The sequence below is a fragment of the Mycoplasma aquilae ATCC BAA-1896 genome (assembly GCF_048074525.1).
Taxonomy (GTDB): domain Bacteria; phylum Bacillota_I; class Bacilli_A; order Mycoplasmatales; family Metamycoplasmataceae; genus Mycoplasmopsis; species Mycoplasmopsis aquilae.
On the sequence record NZ_CP182208.1, the window covers coordinates 155055 to 179039 of the forward strand.

23 protein-coding genes are annotated in these 23985 nt (G+C 30.8%); 17 read left to right on the forward strand and 6 right to left on the reverse strand.

The window, feature by feature from the left end; translation table 4 throughout:
- Positions 1-67: 67 nt before the first annotated feature.
- From rpmF to ACM0IS_RS00800, 8 genes are all read left to right on the forward strand, one after another.
- Positions 68-268 (forward strand): 50S ribosomal protein L32, encoded by a 201-nt coding sequence (gene rpmF, locus ACM0IS_RS00765; RefSeq protein WP_416741824.1) that lies wholly within the window; start codon positions 68-70, stop codon positions 266-268.
- Between the two features lie 125 nt (positions 269-393).
- Positions 394-993, forward strand: a complete 600-nt coding sequence (gene ruvA, locus ACM0IS_RS00770) for a Holliday junction branch migration protein RuvA (protein ID WP_416756366.1) — start codon at positions 394-396, stop codon at positions 991-993.
- On the forward strand, positions 968-1921 hold the full coding sequence (gene ruvB / locus ACM0IS_RS00775; protein ID WP_416756368.1) for a Holliday junction branch migration DNA helicase RuvB: 954 nt from the start codon (positions 968-970) through the stop codon (positions 1919-1921). Before ruvA ends, ruvB begins: the two co-directional genes overlap by 26 nt.
- Before the next feature lie 97 nt (positions 1922-2018).
- Positions 2019-4034, forward strand: a complete 2016-nt coding sequence (uvrB, locus tag ACM0IS_RS00780) for an excinuclease ABC subunit UvrB (protein ID WP_416756369.1) — start codon at positions 2019-2021, stop codon at positions 4032-4034.
- Positions 4027-6873: an excinuclease ABC subunit UvrA gene (gene uvrA, locus ACM0IS_RS00785; RefSeq protein ID WP_416756370.1), complete on the forward strand. Its 2847-nt coding sequence runs from the start codon at positions 4027-4029 to the stop codon at positions 6871-6873. Before uvrB ends, uvrA begins: the two co-directional genes overlap by 8 nt.
- A 63-nt stretch (positions 6874-6936) precedes the next feature.
- Positions 6937-7878, forward strand: a complete 942-nt coding sequence (gene hprK / locus ACM0IS_RS00790) for an HPr(Ser) kinase/phosphatase (RefSeq protein WP_416756371.1) — start codon at positions 6937-6939, stop codon at positions 7876-7878.
- A complete protein-coding gene (gene lgt, locus ACM0IS_RS00795; protein WP_416756374.1) occupies positions 7871-8854 on the forward strand; it encodes a prolipoprotein diacylglyceryl transferase in 984 nt (327 codons plus the stop codon). The genes hprK and lgt overlap by 8 nt, the downstream gene beginning before the upstream one ends.
- A 50-nt stretch (positions 8855-8904) precedes the next feature.
- Positions 8905-9831: an NAD(P)/FAD-dependent oxidoreductase gene (locus tag ACM0IS_RS00800; RefSeq protein WP_416756375.1), complete on the forward strand. Its 927-nt coding sequence runs from the start codon at positions 8905-8907 to the stop codon at positions 9829-9831.
- A 209-nt stretch (positions 9832-10040) separates the two neighbouring features.
- Here the strand turns inward: ACM0IS_RS00800 and ACM0IS_RS00805 are convergent, their stop codons facing one another.
- A complete protein-coding gene (locus tag ACM0IS_RS00805; RefSeq protein WP_416756376.1) occupies positions 10041-10370 on the reverse strand; it encodes a transposase in 330 nt (109 codons plus the stop codon).
- A gap of 104 nt (positions 10371-10474) precedes the next feature.
- Between ACM0IS_RS00805 and ACM0IS_RS00810 the strand changes: the two genes are divergently transcribed.
- From ACM0IS_RS00810 to rsmG, 3 genes are all read left to right on the forward strand, one after another.
- On the forward strand, positions 10475-12772 hold the full coding sequence (locus ACM0IS_RS00810) for an SGNH/GDSL hydrolase family protein (RefSeq protein WP_416756377.1): 2298 nt from the start codon (positions 10475-10477) through the stop codon (positions 12770-12772).
- Positions 12773-12869: 97 nt separating this feature from the next.
- The gene (locus tag ACM0IS_RS00815; protein WP_416756378.1) at positions 12870-13856 is read left to right on the forward strand and encodes a ribose-phosphate pyrophosphokinase; all 987 of its coding nucleotides are present in this window, start codon (positions 12870-12872) and stop codon (positions 13854-13856) included.
- Positions 13840-14532 (forward strand): 16S rRNA (guanine(527)-N(7))-methyltransferase RsmG, encoded by a 693-nt coding sequence (gene rsmG / locus ACM0IS_RS00820; RefSeq protein ID WP_416756380.1) that lies wholly within the window; start codon positions 13840-13842, stop codon positions 14530-14532. Before ACM0IS_RS00815 ends, rsmG begins: the two co-directional genes overlap by 17 nt.
- Positions 14533-14559: 27 nt before the next feature.
- Here the strand turns inward: rsmG and ACM0IS_RS00825 are convergent, their stop codons facing one another.
- Entirely contained in the window at positions 14560-15687 is a 1128-nt protein-coding gene (locus ACM0IS_RS00825; protein WP_416756381.1) for a DnaJ C-terminal domain-containing protein, read from the reverse strand.
- Between the two features lie 282 nt (positions 15688-15969).
- On the opposite strand from ACM0IS_RS00825, the gene ACM0IS_RS00830 reads away from it, so the two are divergent.
- Complete coding sequence (locus ACM0IS_RS00830; RefSeq protein ID WP_416756383.1) at positions 15970-16905, forward strand: ATP-binding cassette domain-containing protein; 936 nt, start codon at positions 15970-15972, stop codon at positions 16903-16905.
- On the forward strand, positions 16906-17754 hold the full coding sequence (locus ACM0IS_RS00835) for an ABC transporter permease (protein ID WP_416756384.1): 849 nt from the start codon (positions 16906-16908) through the stop codon (positions 17752-17754).
- Between the two features lie 43 nt (positions 17755-17797).
- Here the strand turns inward: ACM0IS_RS00835 and rpsO are convergent, their stop codons facing one another.
- The 4 genes from rpsO to truB form a co-directional block, all read right to left on the reverse strand.
- A complete protein-coding gene (gene rpsO / locus ACM0IS_RS00840; protein WP_416741809.1) occupies positions 17798-18064 on the reverse strand; it encodes a 30S ribosomal protein S15 in 267 nt (88 codons plus the stop codon).
- Positions 18065-18218: 154 nt separating this feature from the next.
- A complete protein-coding gene (locus ACM0IS_RS00845; RefSeq protein ID WP_416756386.1) occupies positions 18219-19064 on the reverse strand; it encodes an FAD synthase in 846 nt (281 codons plus the stop codon).
- Entirely contained in the window at positions 19064-19882 is an 819-nt protein-coding gene (locus ACM0IS_RS00850) for a YcsE-related riboflavin metabolism phosphatase (protein WP_416755565.1), read from the reverse strand. The genes ACM0IS_RS00845 and ACM0IS_RS00850 overlap by 1 nt, the downstream gene beginning before the upstream one ends.
- 1 nt (position 19883) lies before the next feature.
- Positions 19884-20720: a tRNA pseudouridine(55) synthase TruB gene (gene truB, locus ACM0IS_RS00855; protein WP_416756387.1), complete on the reverse strand. Its 837-nt coding sequence runs from the start codon at positions 20718-20720 to the stop codon at positions 19884-19886.
- Between the two features lie 75 nt (positions 20721-20795).
- Here truB and gmk point away from each other — a divergent pair, with 75 nt between their 5' ends.
- Genes gmk through rsgA form a run of 4 tightly spaced genes read left to right on the forward strand, consistent with a single transcriptional unit; the run spans position 20796 to position 23985 of the window.
- Positions 20796-21401, forward strand: a complete 606-nt coding sequence (gmk, locus tag ACM0IS_RS00860) for a guanylate kinase (RefSeq protein WP_416741805.1) — start codon at positions 20796-20798, stop codon at positions 21399-21401.
- Entirely contained in the window at positions 21391-22152 is a 762-nt protein-coding gene (locus ACM0IS_RS00865) for a PP2C family protein-serine/threonine phosphatase (protein ID WP_416756388.1), read from the forward strand. Before gmk ends, ACM0IS_RS00865 begins: the two co-directional genes overlap by 11 nt.
- A complete protein-coding gene (locus ACM0IS_RS00870; RefSeq protein ID WP_416756389.1) occupies positions 22142-23137 on the forward strand; it encodes a serine/threonine protein kinase in 996 nt (331 codons plus the stop codon). Before ACM0IS_RS00865 ends, ACM0IS_RS00870 begins: the two co-directional genes overlap by 11 nt.
- Positions 23137-23985 carry a ribosome small subunit-dependent GTPase A gene (rsgA, locus tag ACM0IS_RS00875; RefSeq protein WP_416756391.1) on the forward strand — a complete coding sequence of 283 codons (849 nt, stop codon included), beginning with the start codon at positions 23137-23139 and terminating at the stop codon, positions 23983-23985. The genes ACM0IS_RS00870 and rsgA overlap by 1 nt, the downstream gene beginning before the upstream one ends.

Genomic DNA, 23985 nt, shown 5'->3' on the forward strand with positions numbered 1-23985 from the left:
TTAAATTTTAATTTTTATAATATAATAAATTAGCTTATTAATTAATACATACTTCAAAGGGGGTAAAATGGCTATTGTTCCAAAACGTAAAACGTCTAAACAACGTAAACACAAAAGAAACACTCACTCAGCTTTAGATACACCTAACCTTGTATCTTGCAAAAACTGCAGTCAAAAAATTGAACAACATGTTGTATGTCAATTTTGTGGATTTTACAAAGGTAAAAAAGTTGAAGGCTATGTTGCATTAAACGACAGAAATAAATAATAACTTTATTAATTAATCATTCTTATAAATAATTAAAGCACTGGAAATAGTGCTTTTTTGTTTACTTTTAGTTCTTTTTAGCTCAAAAATAATTTAAATAATGAGAGATGAAAGAAAGGTAAATAATGAAACTATATATTATTGGAGAAATTGTTTATAAAAACAAGAATAACATCATACTAGAGTCACGCTCAGAAGGATATCTCATGACTGTAGCTGACGAGTCTAGATATGAAGTTGGACAGAAAGCAAAAATCTATTTGTATGAACATCGAACTGAATATAATGAATGCACATACGCATTTAAAGATTTTAAAGAACGCTTATTGTTCATTGACTTAGTATCTGTTGAAAAGATCGGACCTAAGATTGCGATGATTTTACTTGACAAAGGCTGAGAATACATTGCTCGTTTAATTGCAAACAGCAATTATCAAGAATTGGCTTCTATTCAATTTATTAACGAAAAGTTAGCAAATCTAATTTGTGTGCAATTATCTGAAAAATGATCAAAGATCATTTCAAATGCAGATAACAAGAAAGCTGAAAAATCACAACTACGTGAAGAATTAAATAAGACATTACAACAATTAGGCTTCCAAAAGAGTCAAATTGATTTAGCAATGAAGAAAATTAAATTCACAGATAACATAGATAATATGATTGAAGAAAGCATTAAACTCATAGCTAACGAAAGCAATGACATATCTAGACTTGAGGCCTAATAAATTTAGTGAATTTATTGGGCAACATAAATTAGTTAAAACACTTCAAGCTATGATGCGAAGTGCTAAAATTCAAAACAAAATTCTAGATCATATCTTACTTTATGGATCACCCGGAATGGGTAAAACCACACTAGCAACCTTGATTGCAAAAGAAAATCAATCTCGTATTCACTATATTCAAGGGGCTAATATTGAAAAGAAAGCTGACTTAATCAGTGTGCTTTCAGTCATTAACGAAGGGGATGTAGTATTCATAGATGAGATTCATAGTATAAATAAAAATGTTATTGAATTCTTATATGGTGCAATGGAAGATTTTGTTTTTGACTTAATAGTAGGTGCGGATGGCAACTCACGTGCAGTAAGAATGAAAATTAAGCCCTTTACATTAATTGGCGCTACAACTAAATTAAATGAAATCTCTCAACCTCTTAAAGATCGCTTCGGTTTTGTTGGTAGAATTGTTAACTATACCCCTGAAGATATCTTTAAAATCCTAAGCATATCTAAAAATAAACTAGCCATTGATGTAACAGATGATATTTTAAAAATTGTTGCAAGTTACTCACGCAGTACGCCTCGACTTGCTAATCACTTGCTCGAACGGATAAATGATTTTGCATTAGCTCATAATAAAGGTGTAATTAATAAAAGAATAGTTAAGAAGACCTTTAAATATCTTGATCTTTATGAGTTCGGGTTAACTAAAGACCATATTGAATACTTAGAAGTACTTAAGGAAGGATTTGAGGAGAAGTATGTTGCTTTAGATACAATTACAGGCTTACTTTTACATACTAAGGAAAGCATAGTAAATGAAATTGAGCCTCCTTTACTATTGTTAAAATTAGTAGAAAAAAGTTCCAAAGGTAGACGGATTACTTCTGAAGGAATTGACTATTTAATTAGGCAAAATTTATACTAAAATTTATAAAAAAGTCAAATATTGCTATATTTACTAGCTAATATTTGACTTTTTATAATTTTGAGAAATAGGATAAAAGAATATAATATAAAGAATTATGGGAATATTTAAATTACATGCAAATTATCAGCCATCAGGTGATCAACCTAAGGCAATTCAACAACTTGTTGATGGAATTAAACATCACGACCGTGAACAAGTACTTCAAGGAGTAACGGGTTCTGGAAAAACTTTTACAATTGCTAATGTGATCAAAGAATTTGATCGTCCAGTTATTGTTTTATCACATACTAAAACATTAGCTTCACAGCTATATAGTGAGCTAAAAAGTTTCTTTCCCGAAAATGCTGTAGAGTATTTTATTTCATATTTTGATTACTATAGACCGGAAGCATATATTCCTGCAACTGATGTTTATATTGATAAAGACTCAAAAACAAATGAACAAATCGAAATTCTGCGTCTCAGTGCTATTAATTCATTGCTTACTAGAAAAGATGTAATTATTGTCGCTAGTGTTAGTGCTATTTATGGTGCGCTTAACCCAGAAGTCTATAAAGATTCTTTCTTTAGATTTTACATACATCAACCTATTTCTATTAAGGAATTTATTAATAAACTAATTCAAATTAAATACGATAGAAATGATACTGTTCAGGAAGCTGGAGACTTCACTGTCAAAGGTGATGCTATTTTTGTGCGTCCAGCTGACAATGAAGAAATAACTATTAGAATAACTTTTTTTGGTGATGAAATTGAAGAAATAGCTGTTGTAGACCCGTTGACAAAAGAAGTACAACAAAAACCCAAGATTTATGTACTTTCACCTGGTAATGCTTATGCAACAGAAAATTCAATTTATGATGTAATTATCCCTAAAATTCAAGCAGAATTAGAAAAAAGTATTGCCCAATTCCAAAAGGAAGGCAAAATATTAGAAGCTTCTCGCCTATCCCAAAGAATCCAAAGTGATATGGATGATATGAAGGAATTCGGGATCTGCAAGGGTATTGAAAACTACTCAATGTACCTAGATGGTAGGGATTTTGGTCAAAGACCTTATACCATACTAGACTATTTCCCTAAGGATGCATTAATGTTTATTGATGAGTCACACAAATTAGTCCCACAAGTTGGTGGTATGTATGCTGGAGATCGAAGCAGAAAAGAAAACCTTGTAAATTATGGTTTTAGATTACCTTCAGCCCTAGAAAATAGACCTCTAAATTTTGAAGAATGAGAAGATAACTTTGATTTTTATAAAATTTATATTTCAGCAACACCTAGAGACTATGAGCTAAATAAATCAGAAGGTAAAGTAGCTAAGCTCTTTGTACGCCCAACTGGACTAGTGGACCCTGAAATTATTGTAAAGCCTACTCACAATCAAATTGAAGATATTTATGACACTTTAATTAAACAAAGAGAAACTAATTCACGCACATTAATTCTTACATGATCTAAGAAGCAAGCTGAAACCTTATCTACTTACTTACTTGAAAAAGGCATTAAGTCTGCTTACTTACACTCAGATTTTAATACATTTGTTAGAAATGAAATCTTAAGAAAACTTCGTAAAGGTACTTACGAAGTGGTTGTTGCTATCAACCTATTGCGTGAAGGTATGGATATTCCAGAAGTTTCTAAAGTTCTTGTTTTGGATGCTGATAAAGAAGGGTTTATGCGTAATGCAGAAAGCTTAATCCAAATCACTGGACGAGCAGCAAGAAACGTAAATGGACAAGCTATTTTCTATGCAGATAAAATTACTCCAAGTATGCAAAAGTGCATCGAAGATAACTTAGAAAAACGTACAATGCAACTAGAATACAATAAGATACACAATATTACACCTAAAACAATTATCAAGCCTATTCCTGAGCCTATTCAAGGTCATGATATCAGTAATGCAATTGAAGCTATTATAACTAAGAGCCAATCAAAGGGTCGAGTAAGTAAAAAAGAAAAACAACAAGCTATTGATGAAATTCGTAAGCAAATGGAACAAGCTGCAAAAGAATTAGATTACGAACGCGCCATTGAATTGCGTGATATCTTGCTTGAATTACAAGTAGATGAAAAACATAAAATTGAGGAGGACCAAAATGAGTAAAGAAGATAAATTAATTATTCAAGGGGCTAGAGAAAATAATTTAAAAAACGTTAATTTAACCATTCCGAAAAATCAATTGATAGTATTTACAGGTCTAAGTGGCAGTGGTAAAAGTTCATTAGCTTTTAACACTATTTATGAAGAAGGACGCCGTAGATATGTTGACTCTCTTTCATCATATGCTCGTATGTTTTTAGGAGGAACTAAAAAACCAGATGTAGATAAAATCGAAGGGCTTTCACCATCTATTTCAATTGAGCAAAAAACTGTGCATAATAATCCAAGATCTACAGTTGGAACTGTAACTGAAATTTATGATTATTTCAGATTACTCTTTGCTCGGATTGGTAAACCATTTTGTCCAAATCATAATATTGAAATTAGTTCTCAAACTACAAAAGATATATTAAATTCAATCTATCAATTGCCAGAAAACTCAAAGCTCATTATTTATGCACCTCTAGTTGAGGGTGAAAAAGGGACCCATGCTAACTTACTTGAAAAGTTACACAAAGATGGTTTTATTAGAGTTAAAATTGATGGTCAATTCTATTTACTAGATGATCAAATTGAGCTTGCAAAAAATAATAAGCATGATATTGATTTGGTTATAACTCGTGTTGTACTTAATGAAGAAAATTATGTCAGAATTGCAGAAGCTATTGACATTGCAGCAGAACATTCAAATGGATTAATTAAAATTGAAGATGTAGAAAATAATAAAATTTATTCATTTTCAAAAACGCACTCATGTATATATAAAGACTTTAATATGCCTAAAATTGAAACTAGATTGTTTTCTTTCAACGCTCCTTACGGAATGTGCGAAAACTGTAAGGGTCTAGGTGTAGAGTTTAAAGCAGACTTTGATGCTATAGTTCCTGAACCTTGAAGAACAATAAATGAAGGTGCTATTAAATACTTCGAAAACACTATTAATACAGCAAATTTAGAATGACAAGAATTTGACCAGCTCTTATTGCACTATCACATAGATAAAAACACTCCAATTGATGAATTAACACAACAAGAACGTGACATTATTATGTATGGTTCAACTAAACCAATTGCTTACGCTTTAAAATCATCTTCAAATAATATAATTCGTCGTGATCGTCAAATTGAAGGTATAGTTACTAAAATTGAAAAACTTTACTATGAAACTTCCTCAGATCGCAGACGTGATTATTTAAATAAATACATGGGTTCCTTTACTTGTTCAGTTTGTTCAGGATCTCGTTTAAACCAAGCAGCAAGAGCTGTACGAATCGATAATAAAAACATTTATGAATATACATTAATGTCAGTTGAACAATGTTTAGAAAACGTTCAAAGTTTAGTAGGCAAGTTAAGTGAACAAGAGAAACAAATTTCAAACCTCATTACAAAAGAACTGATTGATCGTCTTTCATTCTTAAAAAATGTAGGATTAGATTATTTAACTCTTAACCGTAGTGCTGAAACACTAAGTGGAGGAGAAGCACAAAGAATTAGACTAGCAACCCAAATAGGTTCCAACCTAACAGGAGTATTATATGTCCTAGATGAGCCTTCTATTGGTCTACACCAAAAAGATAACTTAAAGCTTATTAATACACTTAGAAAAATGGTTGATATTGGTAACACACTAATTGTGGTTGAACATGATGAAGATACAATGTATTCAGCTGATTATATTGTTGATATCGGCCCTGAAGCCGGAATTCATGGTGGACAAGTTGTTGCACAAGGACATTTAGAAGATATTATTTCCAATCCTAATTCAATTACTGGAAAATACCTATCTCATGAATGAAATATCCCAGTGCCCCTTAGTCGTAGAAAAGGCAATAAAACTGAAATTACAATTAAAGGTGCTAGAGAAAATAATTTGAAAAACATTGATGTTACTATACCTCTATGAATGCTAGTTGGAATTACTGGTGTTTCTGGTTCTGGCAAAAGTACACTAATAAATGAAATCTTTGTTCGTGGTATTCAATATTCTTTAGGCCTACTGGATGGGATTAATCATAAAAAAGCTAAGTTTAGTTCGATTCAAGGTTTAAGTAATATTGATAAAGTTATAGCTGTCAACCAATCTCCAATAGGAAGAACCCCGAGATCAAATCCAGCTACATATACTGGTGTTTTTGATGATATTCGGGATATTTTTGAAAATATTGAAGAATCTCGGGCACGTGGTTATACTAAATCACGTTTCAGTTTTAATGTGCCGGGCGGAAGATGCGAAAAATGTAGTGGTGATGGATTCATTAAAATCGAAATGCACTTTCTACCAGACGTTTTTGTGCCATGTGATCAATGTGATGGTAAAAGATATAATCGTGAAACTCTTGAAATTAAATATCATAATAAAAACATTTCACAAATTTTAGATATGTCTGTTGAAGAAGCCTTTGAATTCTTTAAACATAAAACTAAAATCATTGAAAAATTACAAATTTTAATGGATGTTGGACTTGGATATATCCAACTTGGGCAAATGTCAACCACATTAAGTGGTGGTGAGGCACAAAGAGTTAAACTAGCAACTTATTTACAAAAGAAACCTACAGGTAAGACTGTTTATGTGCTTGATGAACCAACAACCGGATTACATACGCATGATGTTAAAAAATTAATTGCTATTTTAAATCGAATTGTTGATAATGGTGATACAGTAGTTGTTATTGAACATAATTTAGATGTAATTAAATCTTGTGACTATTTAATTGACCTTGGCCCTGATGGTGGAATTCATGGAGGACAAGTTGTTGCTCAAGGAACACCAGAACAAGTTGCTCAAAGTCCAAAAAGCTATACTGGAGAATTCTTAGCTAAAATTTTAAAAAATTAATTATCTTATTAAAAATAAGATAATAACTATATATAATTTAATAGATTTTATTTAAGGAAGTTTATGAGTAAAGATAAAAAGAAAATGAACGTCAAAAAAATTATTGAGTTTTTTGGCCTAAATATAGTTAATGACAAAGATGTCGAACTTGAATATAATGATATTTATTTGCCAGCAATTAAACGTGTAGGTTTAGAGTTAGCAGAACACTTTGAAAATGATCGTATTTCAAAAAATGTTATTGCTTGGGGGACAGCAGAATCAACTTGATTTAGTTTGATAGGTAAGACTAAGTCTTATGAATCATTAGAATGAGTGTTTTCTCGCAAGCCACCCATTGTCATTCTTTCAAAAGGATTTAACAAGCCAGCTATTAACTGAGTAATAGATGTTGCAAACAAATACAAAATTCCTGTGGCGTTGGCTCGCATGTCAACTTCGTATATTTCAACTAACATTGGCTCATATTTAAATAATTATTTTGGTGAAGTTACACAAGTACACGGAACATTAGTTCTAATTGGTGGTACTGGAGTACTTATCACTGGTGAATCAGGGATTGGAAAATCGGAAGCTGCATTACAATTAGTGCAACAAGGTAGTGTGCTTATTTCTGATGATGCTGTGTTAATTAAAGACAATGGTAACATTTTTATAGGTTCTTCACCAGAAATGACTCGTAACTTCCTTGAAATTAGAGGGATTGGGCTAGTTGATATAACCCAGCTATATGGAGTCTCTTCAGTAGCTAAATCTTCAATTATTGATTTAGTTATTGAATTAGTACGTCAAGAAGGCAAAAATGACTTCGATCGCTTAGGGACAGATTATTTAGAATATCCAGTTTTTGGTAGATCAATTAAGAAAATGCAAATCCCAATTAAAGAAGGGGGCTCAGCTGCTTCCTTAATTAAAGCTGCTGTCAATACATATTTAGCTAGAAATGCTGGTATGAACGTAGTTGACATGTTATATGAAAGAGCAGAAAAGGAGAATAATGAATAGTAATTTACCTTCATTTTTACCGTCAGCTGCAATCAGAGAAGGAACCCCTACAATTTTATTTAATATTGGTTCTTATCAGATGCACCTGTATTCTTTAATGATAATGTTTGGATTCTTATTTGCTATCCTTACAGTATTATTTTATTGGTATAAAGAACAATGAGATTTAAATATCTTATTTGTAGTCATCATAATCACAGTTCCTGCCGGAATCTTTGGAGGACGTCTTGGATTTATAATTGAACGTTTAATTTATAATCCAAGTAATCCATTCCCCAACTCACATTGATATGCGATTTGAGAAGGGGGTCTAAGTATTCAAGGGGGAGTTATTCTAGCTGCTCTTCTAGATATTGCTTACTTATATTCAAAACGTCAATATGTTGATTTAAGAAAAGCTTTTAGCTATATTCTACCTGCTGTTTTAGTTGGGCAATTTGTTGGTCGTTTTGGTAATTATGCTAACCATGAAGTTTATGGAAGAATTGACTGAAGTGGCTACAGCGTAATTTCTTTAGGCTCTACTTTTGCCTCAAACATGTACATTTCAGATGCTACAACTGATGCATTAGGACTTGTAGGGGCTTATAGATATCCACTCTTCTTATATGAAGGACTAGCTAACTTAGTTGGTTATATTCTTCTTTGTTGAGTATTCAACTATTTTGGTGTCTTTAAACCAGGAGCAACTGGTGCATTATACTTATTATGATATGGTGTAACTCGTGCTGCTATGGAACCTTTAAGAGAAGAATCATATAATCTTTACTCATATGTAGCATTAGTATTTATTATCTTAGGAGTAATCCTATTTATCTACTTCCAATTCTTTGGCTTAGTTAAATACAATAAAACTTTTGCTAAATATAAATGAACATACGAAATCAAAAATAAAGAACAATACAACAACTATGTATACAGAACAAGTTTTAAATACTTAGTATGTCAAATAAAAACAAAATTAATTCATAAATAAAAATGCATTTATCTAAATGCTTTTTTTATAAGAAAAACAAAGGAGTATATATGAACGAATCATATGATTTAGTAATTATTGGAGGTGGACCAGCTGGGTTAAATGCAGCCCTATACGCCTCTAGAGCAAATCTCTCTGTTGCTTTTGTGGAAAAAAGCACTCCTGGTGGAAAACTTTCTGCCACAAGCAAAGTTGAAAATTGAATAGGAACAGAAATGATTGAAGGATGGCAATTGGCTCAAGAATTCTTTGATCACTCACAAAAATATGGAGCCAAATATATCTATGGTGATGTAGTAGAAGTTAAAAACATAGATACTACTCACAAAGAAATTTATCTAGCTAGTGGACAAATGATACAAGCGAAAACTATTCTAATTGCTACTGGTATGAAAAATAAAATACCAACCTTTATTAAGAACATAGATAAATTTATGAATAGAGGTGTTAGTTTTTGTGCTATCTGTGATGGGCCATTATTTGGCAAGAATCCAACTATGGTACTAGGGGCTGGTAACTCAGCTGTTGAAGAATCAGCTTATCTTTCAAGTATAGCTTCAGAAGTGCACCTAGTAATAAAAGGCGGAGACTTTACAGCTGAAAGACGTCTTGTACAAGACTTATATAGGATTCCTAATGTTAAAATTCATCGTTTCTCACAAGTGCTTGAGCTTAGAGGAGAAGATGCATTAGAAAGTGCTCTTATCAAGGATGAAGATGGAAATGAACAAGAAATAAAAATTTCTTCTTTCTTCCCTTACATCGGTATGGAATCAACAGCCTGATTCTTGCAAGATTTAGATATTCTTGATTCTAAAGGTTTTATTATAACTGATGAAAATATGCAAACTAAAGTTCCTGGCATCTTTGCTGCTGGAGATATTAGAGTTAAGGAAATACGTCAAATTGTTACAGCTGCAAGTGATGGTGCTATTGCAGCTAAGAAAATCGTTGACCTCGTAAATACTGAAAAATAAGAACTTTTTTCATAAATGTGGAAATTTCCACATTTTTTCTTTCTTTTTATTAAATCTATATATGAAATAATTAAATAATAGTATGAATAACTTTTCCTGAGTTTCGAAGTTTTAAGGACCAAAAAAACGAATAATCCTATATTATTGGGCTATTCGTTTTTTCACACATTAAATTACTTGTACATTTTTATAAATATCGTTTCGATTGTTTAATAATCCGAAATATGGTCTGAGTTTTGAGCGTTTTTAATATAAATTTCTTCTTTAACTTCACTATTCACAACTTTCACTACCTTTTCATCTGATTTTATTGCTGTGATAAGTCTATCATTAGAAAATTTATCAATAACTCCTGTGCTTGCAAGAACTGTATTGATCTTGTGAAGTAGAAATTTTATAATAACAAGAGATATGAAGCACAAAATTAAATGCGCATTAATGTGATCATCAGTTCATACATACATAGGTCTAACTTGAAGTGATGACTTCATTGTTCTAAAGTTTTCTTCTATTTGTCATTGTTTTGCATAAATATTCACCACTTCTTCTGGTGATAAGTCATGTCTTGAAGTTCCGATTGAAAAAATAAATTACAAAGTGGCCTTATGGGCTACTTTTTGTATAATTTAATTAAGGGATAGAGATGATCAAAAAAGATTTAATAGCTAGATTATTAGAAATGATGGCAAAAGTTCTTTCTGACAAGATCGAAAGTGACAAAAGTCAACTCCGGAACGAAATAAGTTACAAATACTTAAATGGCTTGGAGCTTGATATAAATGAGCTGAATAAACAATATTCACCTAATGTTATATCACTTGATAAGCCTATACGGTATGTTGCATTAGGCGATTCAATTTCAGCAGGATTCGATGGGTTTATCGATAAAGATTACCCCGGACAATTTGTTGATGGTAAAGTTGTTAATGGTTGCTCACTTGGATCATATTTTGCTGAAATATTGGCTAAAACAAATAATTTAGCACATTTTGCAAATTATGCAGTTTCAGGTACCAGTATTACAGATTGAATAAATTATTTAGAAGATGATGAAAGTAAAATTGAAACAAATAATATTGTTCAAGATGCACTCGAAAAAGAAGGATATGCCCATAAGCAAGTGCTTTTAGATATTAAGCAAGCTAATTTAATTACCATTACAATAGGAGCTATGGATTTCTTTTATTTAGTTTTTTGATACATTTTTAATAACAAAACTCAAGAACTCTTGGATAGTATTGATTCTCAAGATGGATATCAAATCTTTAGCAATTATTTAAAAGATGGCTATAACAACATTATGGGTATAGCGACAAATTCACTGCAAGAATTTGTTAACCGTATCAAAGAATTAGCAGCTCCCGATGCAAACATTAATATTATTGCTTATCCTGTACCATTTCTAATGCTACAAAACGCTTTACAAGAACATATCTTTAAGCTTGATAATATCTCTTCTTCAGGAACTAATGTACTTGAAAGCCTAATTGGTCTTTTAAATAATAACTTAAAGACAATTAGCTATCGCTCAGGGCTCAACTATGTTTCACTTTATAATAACGATTATTGACATGCACACGCTAGCCAAATGAGTGCTATCTATTATGATATTCATCCAAGTTATATTGCTTATAAAAAGATGGCTATGGACTTATATATTAAATTATCTACTCAACAAGTAACAATTCACAATTTAACAGAATATGATTTTAATAAAACTTATTGGCTATCAGATTATAGTTTTTATCAATATCAACTTGAGCAATATCCTAACTTATTAGATATCTTTGGGACTAGCACACAGGATTATTTAGATAATATTAATGAATTTGATAGAAATATGATTCCACGTAGAAATTATAAAAATTATCCTCTACGTCTATCTCAATTTACAGGTTGAATCCTAGCTAGCTCGACTAAAATTTCACGTAACATATTTAATACTGATTTATATGCTGAATTAGATCCTGATAAACTACTAATTAAATATATTGAACAATATACTGACATAGATAGTTTAATTAATCAAATTATGCAATCAGGAATTAAATCAGACCTACTTTCTGATGTGCTTAATAACCTGCAAGAAGGCTTAGATAATTTAATTCATACACAAACCATTACCGGCGATGATATATTGAAAGTTGTTTTTAGCATTTTTAGAAATAAAAATCTAATTCTCAAAGCCATTTATACATTGCTTAATTCAAGTCTAGTACAGTATGATAAAGAACAATTTATTAAAATTACTAAGGTTATTATTTATAATCTAGCCACCTATATTGCTCCAAAAGTTATTAACCTGATATCTAACTTAGCTATTTCAACATCCAAAGAATTTAATTGAAATTATGAAGCAGAAATAGCACAATTGAAAAAAGAGTTAAAAGAAGAGCCACAAATTAATGTATTTACCAATGATATTCCGACCTTGATTCTAATTGTGCTAGAGCAACTAATAAGACACAGTAATCAATTAACATCATATGATAAATTAATATATGTACTAACTAATAGTTCTAGCAATAAGCACTATATGCGTTTATACACAGATCTATCATGATATATTTTAAAATGAGTAAGATTATGGTTTGCACAAAAACCTTTAAAGAAAATTACATTTACCTTAGCTGATAAATGAGTGCTCAATAGCACAAGTGATAAAATTACTAGTATAGAATTTAATCAGCTATTTGAAAATGTTTTACATCTTATGTTAGCTGATGAAAACTTATTAAAAGCTTTAGACTTTATTAACTCTACTATTAAAGTTGTTTTTAAAGATATCTTATCAAGCAAGGATTATCAACAATTTATCTCTAGTCTCAAGCGCAAGCTTTTATACAATCATAAAATTAGAAGATACTTATTATTTATCTTTACCAAACTCAATTGAAAAGACAAGAAATCATTGCTCAAAATCTTATGATACATTAGGTAACATCATCCAGTCAGTTTTGACTGGATTTTTCATTTATTTAAAAAATAGCCTAAAAAAAACTGTAAAATTCAAGTGAATTAAATTAAAGAGGTTTTAAATGAACAAAAAAGAAACTGTTATTTTTGGAATGAAAAATGCCCAAAAATTAGCACAAACAATTTCAGATCTAATTGGAATTCCACTATCTGAAATTAACCGTACAGTTTATGCTGACGGAGAAGTTATGATTGGGGCTGCTGACACCGTTAGAGACAAAGATGTTTTTATTATTGCTAGCACATCACGTCCTGTAAATGACAATATAATGGAATTATTATTATTTATTGATTCACTTAAACGTGCTAGTGCTAGAACTATAAATGTTTGTTTAAGTTACTACGGATATGCACGTCAAGATAGAAAAGTAAGTGGAAGACAACCAATTGGAGCTAAATTAGTAGCTAACTTATTGCAAACGGCCGGTGTTACAAAATTAACTTGTGTTGACTTACACAATCCTTCTATTCAAGGGTTCTTTGATATACCAGTTGATGATTTAAGAGGTCAATATCCTCTTGCTATGGCTCTTAAAAAACTTAATACATCATTTACAGTTGTTTCTCCAGACCATGGTGGAACAGTTAGAGCAAGAAAACTTGCAGAATTAATTGCAAATACTATAAAAATTTGTATTATTGATAAAAGACGTACTGGTGTTAACCAAACAGAAGTTATGGGAATTATTGGTAATATAGAAGGTCAAAATGCTGTTATTGTTGATGATATTATAGATACCGGTGGTACAATCATTAAAGCAGCGGATACTTTAAAAGAACATGGTGCAAAACGTATTATTGTTATGGCAACCCATGGTATTTTTACTAAAGGGTTTGATGTTTTTGAAAATAATCCTAATATAGAAAAAGTTATTGTTACTGATAGTATTGATAATGCTGAATTAGTTGAAAAATACACTAAGCTAGAAATTGTTTCACTTGGAGACTTTTTAGGAAGAGTAATTAACGCAACACTAGAAGGTAGCTCAATTACTAGTGTATATCAACAAATGAAAGAAGAAATAAATAAATATGGACAAAATGACTAAAAAAGAAAAAGTCCAACAATTATGTAATGAACATGGGTGAGATTTTTCATTATTTGAACAATATGCAAATTTAATTGAAGAAAAAAATAAAGTTATGAATCTAACTGGCTTTACAGGAGATCGCTTGTGAGAAGAGGGAATCTTAGAATCGCTTTATTTTATGGAAGAAATTACCAAAGGGCTACATAATGGCCAAATCTTAGATATTGGTGCAGGAGCTGGTTTCCCATCGATACCTTATGTGCTTACTAAACCTGATAATCATGTAACTATCTATGAGCCAATTGGAAAAAGAGTTAACTTTTTAAACGAAGTAATTAGCAACCTTAACTTACAAGACTATGCCACAGTCTTAAAAATGCGTTCCGAAGAACAAGAACAAAAGAATTTATTTGATGTTGTTACAGCCCGTGCTGTAGCTGACGTTAGAGCATTATTAATGTCTTCATTTCATTTAGTAAAAGTTAAAGGCAATATGGCACTTCTAAAAGGAATAAAAGTTCATGATGAATTAAAAGAAGCTAGTGAAATTCTAAGCAAACTTGACTACACTATAGACTTAAAAGAATTCATTAAGCCTGATGTGAAACGTGATAATTTCATTCTTACAATTACAAAACACCGTTCAACACCAAAAGAATTTCCTTATTTATGAAAAGATATAAAGAAAAAATAGAGGCCACCCTCTATTTTTTGTATTATTTTAAGCCATATTTACTTTGTTTACAAATTTTTCATTTGAAGTATCGTTTGTATTAACAATAGTTTCTACTATAGCTTTGCGATCCTTGCGATCAAGATCTGGAATTATAACTCTTAATTTAAGACGTAAATCACCTTGTGATCCTTTATATCTAACACCTTTTTGAGGAATTTTAATAGTTTTCTCATCAGTGTAGCTCTTTTTAAGTTTGATTGAAACATCGCCTCAAGGTGTTGGAACTTTCACACTATTTTCAAGCATTATATCAATAAATGAAACTGGAAAATCTAGTTCTAGATCGAGTCCTTCTCTGTGATAATATGGGTGTCCTTGTACTTGAACATGAATCATCATATCACCAGGTTCTCCACCATTAGTTCCGGGAGCACCATATCCTGCAAGTTTTAGTGTTAGTCCAGAATCAGCGCCCTCAGGAACCTTGATTGTAACAGTCTTTTGAACTTTTAAATATTTTTCACCACGGCAGTGAATACATTTATTTTTAATTATTTTTCCTGTCCCAGAACATGTACGACATGGTTCTTGCACCATTTGTTGGCCAAAGAAGCCATTTACAACTTTTGTTGTATAACCTTCCCCTTTACAGTCATTACATGTTGAGATATCGCTTGCACTTTCAGCACCACTTCCACCACAATGTAAGCATAATTCCCATTTATCAAGTTTTTGTTTTAATGTTGTCCCATGAATTGCATCCATGAACGAAACATTTAACACTGAGTTATAGTTATCTCCTTTTTGTCTCATTGTGCGAGAAGAAGCTCTACTTCTTCTTCCACCACCAAAGCCACCAAAAATGTTTTCAAAAATATCTTGAAAATCACCAGCATTAAATCCACCTGATTGATATTGACCATTAAATCCACCTGCACCTGCATATCCTTTTCCATTGGCTGCATCTGCACCATGCATATCATATATCTTTCTTTTTTCAGGATCAGAAAGGATTTGATAAGCTTCGTTTAACTCTTTCATTTTTTCATCACCTGATCCATCTTTAAGTTTGTCAGGGTGGTATTGCATAGCAAGTTTTCTATAAGCTGTTTTAATTTCTTTTTCAGTAGCTGTTTTTTCTACTCCAAGTACTTTGTAATAATCTTTTTCCATAATGTTTTATATTTTAGCATATTTTTACTTCATTTGCTAATTTTTTATAAAAATAAGTTGAGCCTGATATAAAATCTAAAAATAGTTATCTAACGCCTATAATAATAACTATAAAAAGATTAAATTATCAGTATTAATATTTAGAGGAGTATTTGTAACTAACCTAATTTGCACTAAAAAGTGCAAAATTCTACATTGATTCAATGATTAACTAATATTTTCAAAAATAAGTTAGATTTTTTTGCTTTAATATTAAAATTTATAAAAAGGAGAAAACAATTTATGGAATCAAATGAATATACATTAGAAATTAAGAAGTTAAATAAATCCTTTAAGAAAAATAAAGCTTTAAATGACTTAAGTTTTAAAGTTAAAAAAGGAGAACTATTTGGATTTTTAGGACTAAATGGTGCTGGTAAAACTACTACATTAAGCATTATTTTAGGGATTACTAAGAAAGATTCAGGTCAAATTATTGTTGACGGGCACGATCTTGATAAATCTAATGCACATGAAATTAACCGTAAAATCGGAATTGTCTTCCAAGAGTCAATTTTAGATGGTAAACTGACTGTTTACGATAACTTAATGTCACGTGCAGCAATGTACAAAAAATATTTTAAAGATACTCCAGTTGAAAATTTAGTTCAAGACGTAATTAATGATTTTCAATTGCAAGATTTATTAAAGAAAAGTTATGCATCTCTATCAGGTGGTCAAAGAAGAAGGGTGGATATTGCACGTTCACTTGTACATAAGCCTGAAATCTTATTTTTAGATGAGCCCACTACTGGACTGGATCCTAATTCTCGTGAATTAGTTTGATCAATTTTGAAGAAAATTCAAGCTGAAAGACACTTAACTATTCTTTTAACCACTCACTATATGGAAGAAGCAAACTTCTGTAATTATGCAATAATACTGCAAAAAGGTCACAAGCTAGCCGAAGGTACTCCAGCCGAATTAAAAAATCAATATAGTAAAACCAAAGTTATTATTTATCAAGAACAAAATTCAGTTTTAGAAAAAATCATTGCAGATAATAGTGGGACGATTTCATATATAAACAACAGATATATTGTTGAATTTCCTTCAAACCAAGCTGCTCAATCATTTGTTATGAAATATGGCCCAATCCTAAGCGATTTTGAATTGATTAAAGGTTCTATGGATGATGTATTTTTAAATGTAACTAAAAGTAACAAGGAGGAAAAATAAATGTTTCAACTTCATTGATTAGTTAGAAGAAACTTTTTACTCTTCTTTAAAGATCCGAGAAAAATTTTAACAACTTTTATTTCGCCAATTATCACTGTCTTTTGTTTCATATTATTTGGTAAATATCTATTTTCTCAACAAGTAGAGCAACTACCTATATCTAGTTTAGAAAAAGATATGTTTGTTGATGCTTCCATGCTCACTGGTTTATTAAGTTTATCAACTATTACAACTGCACTATCTTTAGCTGTCTTTATTGTGCAAGATGCTGAAAAGAAAATTTTCAACGATCTTGCTATTACACCAATTAAGCCCTCACTAATTCGTTTTAGTTACTTAATGGTTAACATTCTCTTAAATGTACTAATTTGCATTGTGCTTTATCTACTATTTATTGCTTATATGGCTATAAATGGAACAATTAAATTATTTACAGTCATTTCAGCATTTAATGTTTTTGGTGTAGTGATTTTAGGAGCCATCTTAAATTCAGCAATTTTCACATTTATCTTCAGCTTTGTTAAAAATGTTGCAATTTATTCAGCATTAATGGGAATGATTTCTTCAATGTCAGGATTCTTTATTGGAGCCTTTGTACCACTTGAATTATTCCCAACAGGTTTAAAATACGTCTTATCTGTATTACCAGGGACACAAATTACAAACCTACTTAGATATTACGCAATGTCAGGAATGACTTTTATGTCACATTCACCATCATACTATGAAATTGCACTAGTTGGAAAAATAATCGAACCTTGAATTGCATTCGTCTATGTTTCAATATTTGCGGTAGTTTCAATTGCTTTCTCATACGTTTTTAGATTCAATGCTAAGAAATCAAGATAAGAAAAAACAACAAGTTTTAGCTTGTTGTTTTTTAAAACACTCATTATTTACGAATGTTTAGAGCTTCAATAACTTTGCTGTATTCGTCAAAGTCATTTTCTTTTAAGTGTTTTAATAACACTTTACGTTGAGAAATTTTAGCTAAGAAACCTCTTCTTGAGTGGTTGTCTTTAGGGTTGTTTAAGAAGTGTGGTTTTAATAACTCGATGTCTTCTGTTAAAATAGCAATTTGAACTGCTGTGTTCCCTGTGTCTTTAGCGTTTTTTCCGAATTGTTTAACTAATTCTGCTTTTCTTTCTTTTGAAACCATAATATTCTCCTTTATTATGTTTTAAGCCTAGCTGGTATTTCCATATCAACCAAGTTTAAAATTTATGTTTAATTAATAGTTTTAAGTATTATATAAAATATTTGATTTTATATAAAATATTTTTAGACTTATAAAATAAGAAAATAAAGATATTTTACTTCTTACTACGAGCGAAATAATCTTTTGCTAGAGCAATATCTTCTTCAGTAATCTTATCATCAAAGTTTGAGATAGCAACCCTAATCTTATGTTTGAGTTCACAAACCACAACAGTGTTTTGTACTGAATCATTAATTTGGTACCCGATCAAAAATACTTCTCTTAATCCAATTTTTGTCACATGCAAAATACCATAGTAAACTAACTCCTTAATATGGAATAATGCACAGTACAATCCTGCATGAATTTTAGCCAGTTGTTCAATTACTTCGATATTTTTATCTTTTAAAACACCAGAAAAAGCATAGTCATAAACTAGTAGTGAATTAATAAAATCAATATCACCAAATTCTAAACTTTCTTTCAACTTGGAAGTTGAAATTTTTGCTCCTATATCTTGCATTAATTCTATTTCTTGCACTCTAAACAAGTTTTCATAATCAGGCGTACTAAAATCGCTTAACGCGTAGGCTGCATTAGCACCAAATTTAAAATCTTGCCCAGCTATAAAAGTTACATAATTTCCTTGAGCTAGTTTAGCTAAGAATTCAATACCTTCATAATTTTTAACTTGATTAAAATCAAGTTGTACTATAGCATCTAAAGGTAGGCGAGCTAATTGTTCATATTTAGCATAATTATCAGTAAAAATTGAGTCTTTAAATTTTGGCATACCTTTTTGAGCATTGAAGCAAACCAGAATGACTCTGCCACCATTTGCTTTAGCTTGCTTAAACAATTGATAATGTCCAAGATGGAATGATTCAAATGAACCTAGAATAAAATTATCACCAGTTTGAGAATTAAAGTCCTCTAATTCATAAACAATTAATTGATCCATTAAATTAACTTAAGTTCCTTTAGTTTTAAATAAGCACCATCATATTCACAATCAAGTGCAATGTCTTTAGCAACTGACTTAATTCATTCATTTGCTCTTTCCATAGCTACACCATAGTATGCATCACGTAACATTTCATAATCGTTTGAACTATCGCCAAATGCGATTAAGTTTTCACCAATTTTGTATCCTAACATATCACATAAAATGCTTAAAGTGTGACTTTTAGATACATTTTTAGGTCCAATAAAAATTCCTCTTGATCATTTAGCAGATACTTCCATGTTTAAATTATGATCTAAAATATATTGTTCAACTTCTTTAGCAATTTCATCTGAACCATCAACATTTAATGTAATAACATATAAGTCATCCTTACTTAATTCAGATTCATCAAAATTATAATAATTTGATACAAATGGACGTATAAATCATGAACTTAAATTCATTCCAGGTGTCTTAAATACTTTGTTAAAGTCAGCAACTGCAAAAGCTGCAACTTTATCTTTAAAAGCATGATACATTTGAATTACTTCATCACGATTTAAGGTATTTTTATAAACAAATTCTTTTTTATTATTATCAAAAATAAATGCTCCATTTGCTCCAATAAAGTAGTCTACAGGTTCTAATTGATCAAGAAAGTCTCCTATAGTTGCGAATTCACGAGCTGATGAAATTACGGTTGTAATTCCATTCATTTTAAGAAGTGGAAAAATCTTTCTTGTATTAAGTGAAAATGTAGTGGTACCATTTGGCAAAATTGTTCCATCTACGTCAAAGGCAGCAATCTTAATTAAATCTTTTAACTGTTTCATTTTATATCCTTTCAAGTGCGACTTTTTTGGGCCAGAAAACATTATCTTTTACTTCCCCAATTGCACATATTAAATTATTTGCAGGATTTTGTAATAAATACATCCCGTCAGCAGTTACTATTTTAAATGAATTTCCATGTTCTATCGCTTTAATATTTTCATTTTTTAAAGTTAAAATTGGCAATGAAATAAGATTGCTTATTTCGATTGTTTCATATTCATTAGCTTTTAAATTATCAAGTTTTATATTTCCAACTTGCACTCTTTTTAATCCAGTCATAATTGCATGTTTGTTTAAATAAGCTGCAGTATCAACTAAGATAGTTCTAATATAGGTCCCTTCTGAAACTGATAAATAAACTTCTGCTTCTTGAGTTTGAAGATTAAAACCCAAAAGTTTGTATTCATCTATTTTAATTGCTTGTGGTTTAAGCTCAACTTCTTCGTTATTTCAAGCATACTCATAAGCCTTCTTCCCATTTATCTTTTTAGCACTATAAATAGGAGGAATTTGACTAGTAGTGTGACTTATATAATTAATAGCCATTAGCAGCTGGTCTAATGTTATAGGATCCTCATTTACCTTTTGAACATTACCATCGCTATCATAAGTATCTGAGAAATAGCCAAATTTAACTTTAGCAATATAAGTTTTATTTTTATTATCAATATATTGTAGTAATTTTGTTTCAAAATCAGTGGCTACTATCATAAGCCCTTCTGCTAGTGGATCCAGTATCCCAATATGACCTATTTTATTGGCTTTTAGATCTCTCTGCAAGGAGCGAACGGTTTTATTTGCAAATACTCCTGTTGGTTTATAGAACTTGTAAAACATATGACCTCTTTTAATATAAATATTAAAATAATTATAGCAATATAAAAATAAAATAATGTTATAATAACTTTAATTATGGATACAAAGAAGAGCCCAATTATTATTTTCACTGGACCAAGTGGCGTTGGTAAAGGAACTGTAGAAAGATTGCTTTTTGAATACGATGAGTTAAACCTATCGTTATCTTGTTCTGCGACTACTCGTCTGCCTCGCGAGGGGGAATTAGATGGTATCCATTACCACTTTATTGATGTTGATAGATTTAGGGACAAAATCAAGAGTCGTAAATTTATTGAATTCTCATATCATTTATCAAATTATTATGGAACACTTTATTCTGAATTAGACAAAATTCATGCCAAAAATAAAGTACCGATGTTAGAAATTGAAACTAATGGTGCAAAACAAATTATCAAGAAATTCTCTTCAGATTCAAAAGAAGCTGAAAAATATAATTTAATTACCATATTCTTAGCGCCTCCATCTGTTTCTGATTTACGCGAACGTATTTTAAAACGTGGTTCAGAAAACAGTGAGACATTAAAACAAAGATTGAAGAAGGCTGAAGAAGAAATAGCTGATTCATATCTATTCAAGTACAAAATTATTAACGATGTGCCTGAGAGAGCAGCTGAGGAAATTCGTGCCATCCTTCACAAGGAGTTAGGTATTGAAGATTAATTATTACTTAGAGTCCATGCAAGGAGTCAGAGCTAAAAATGATGATCGAGCAAGTGTTTTTCAAAATGAAAAAGCAACACTTGCTATTTTGTGCGATGGCATTGGTGGACATTCTTTTGGTGATGAAGCAGCTCAAACTGTTATAGACACTTTTAAACAAGAATTCATGCACAATTTTTACGTTAAAAATAATCTAACCGCAAAGCAATGAGTCTTTTCAGTATTTGATAAAGCTAAAAGTATATTAAAACAATTATCAACAACTCAAGCTGGAAAAGAATCTATGGGGACAACAGCTGTTGGTTGTCTTATTTTGCATGAAACTCAAAATGTTATTATTTTTAATTCAGGTGATAGCAGATGTTATATTGCTAAGGAACATGAATTAGTTCAAGTCACAATTGATCATAATGTTGAAAATCAGCTCATTTCTGAAGGTGAAGATATTGAAAAATATAATCCAGAAATGCGAAAGTATTTAACAAGTGCAATTTTGCCAAACTATAATACTTTAATTGAAATTTTTGAGGTATCTCCAAAAGGATTTCATAATATTAAAAAGATTTTATTAACTTCCGATGGGATTCATGGCTTTATGTCAAAAAGTGAACTAGAATATTTTATATTACAAGATAAACCATTGAAAGAAATTGCGAAAGAAGTACTTGATTTAGCTATTGTCTCTGAATCTACAGATAATATGACATTAGTAATATTAGATGTGGAACAAGGGGGTAACAATGGCAACTAATTATAATGTTCCTTCAAGTTCGCGTATTCATAATAAATACCTAATTAAAGGTATCTTAGGTAGTGGGGGAATGGGTACTGTCTTTTTAGTGGTACTAAAGTCTGATCTGAATAAAAAGTATGCACTGAAACTTATGACCAATGTTTATGATAAAGTAGCATATCAACGTTTCCATGATGAAGCTAGCTTACTTGGAAAAGTCCATTCTAAACATATTCCACAGCTTATTGAGTATTATGGTGATAATGTTGAACAATATTACGTTATGGAATACATTTCTGGTAATACTTTGTATAACATAATTCGTGCTAATGGATCTTTAAATATAAAAAAGGCCAAAACTTATATCAATAAGATTGCTGAAGGTATTGGCGAGCTGCATAATAATGGTGTTATCCACCGTGATATCAAGAGTCAAAATATTATAATTGATGATTCACATAATGTAAAAATTATTGACCTTGGTATTAGCTTAACTCCAGAGTCTCAACGTCTTACTAAAGTTAATGCTGTAGTGTGCAGCCCATATTATGCAGCGCCTGAATATACAATTAAAGGTGCTCCAATAACTAAAGCTGTTGATATTTATGCCTTAGGAGTAGTTCTTTTCGAAATGCTCACAGGTCAATATCCATATGAAGGTGCTCGGGACCAAGATACAATTATGATGCACTATAAAAACACTTTCCCTTCACCAAAAGAATTTGTTGACATCCCACAAGCTATGTGTAACGTAGTGATTAAGGCCACTGCTAAAAGACCAGAAGATCGTTACCAAAGTGTGCATGAATTTCAAAAAGACCTAAAGACTTGCTTAAGTCCGGAACGTCGTTTCGAAGCACCATTAAGTCCAAAAACCTTAAAGAAAAAACGTAAGGTAGCAGATATTATTAATTCAAATGCTTTCTTAATAACTGCTTTATGTTTTATTGCAATATTAATTATTGCAGTCACAGTCACCTTAGTAGTATTGGAGTACATTTAATGCAATATAAAGTTACTAAAATAGTTTCAGGCATCTATACCGTGTCAAATAGTACTGAAACCCTACAAATTCCAGCTGCAGGTAAGCTTAGATATCTTGAACAATCCCCGGTCGTTGGTGATGATGTAATTGTAACAAATGGTGTTATTACTGAAATATTACCTCAAATGAATAGCTTTATTCGCCCGAAAGTGGCTAATATTGATCAAATGATTGTGTTTATGTCAATTGAACAGCCTAAATTTCAGCCATTCCTAGTAGATAAATACTTTGCTATTATAGAAAGCAAAAATATTGTGCCAGTATTATTTATTACAAAAACTGACTTAAATCCAGAATATGCAGCTGAAATTGCTTCTCTGTATCGAGATATGCAATATCGTGTTGAGCTAATAGATAACAGTAATCCAGATAATTATTTACCACATTTAGAAAACTTATTTGATGGCAAATATTCTGTCTTTATGGGACAAAGTGGTGTAGGTAAGACCACTACCTTAAATGCTCTAGGTGAACATAATTTTTTAACCCAAGAAATTTCTAAGGCTTTAGGAAGAGGAAAGCATACTACTAGAGTAGTATCTATTGTTAACTTTAAAGATGGCTATTTAATTGATACTCCCGGATTTTCTTCATTAATTTTAGATATGGACAAAGAAGAGTTGGCTAAAAGCTTTAAAGTATTTCGTGAGTTAAGCAATTACTGTAAGTTTCGTAATTGCTTACACGTCAATGAAAGCTTGAAAGATTGTGCAATAAAACAACAAGTTGGAAGCAAATTAATACCTCAAATAAGATATAATAACTATATTAAATTATTAGACGAAATTACAAATGGAAGGAAATAA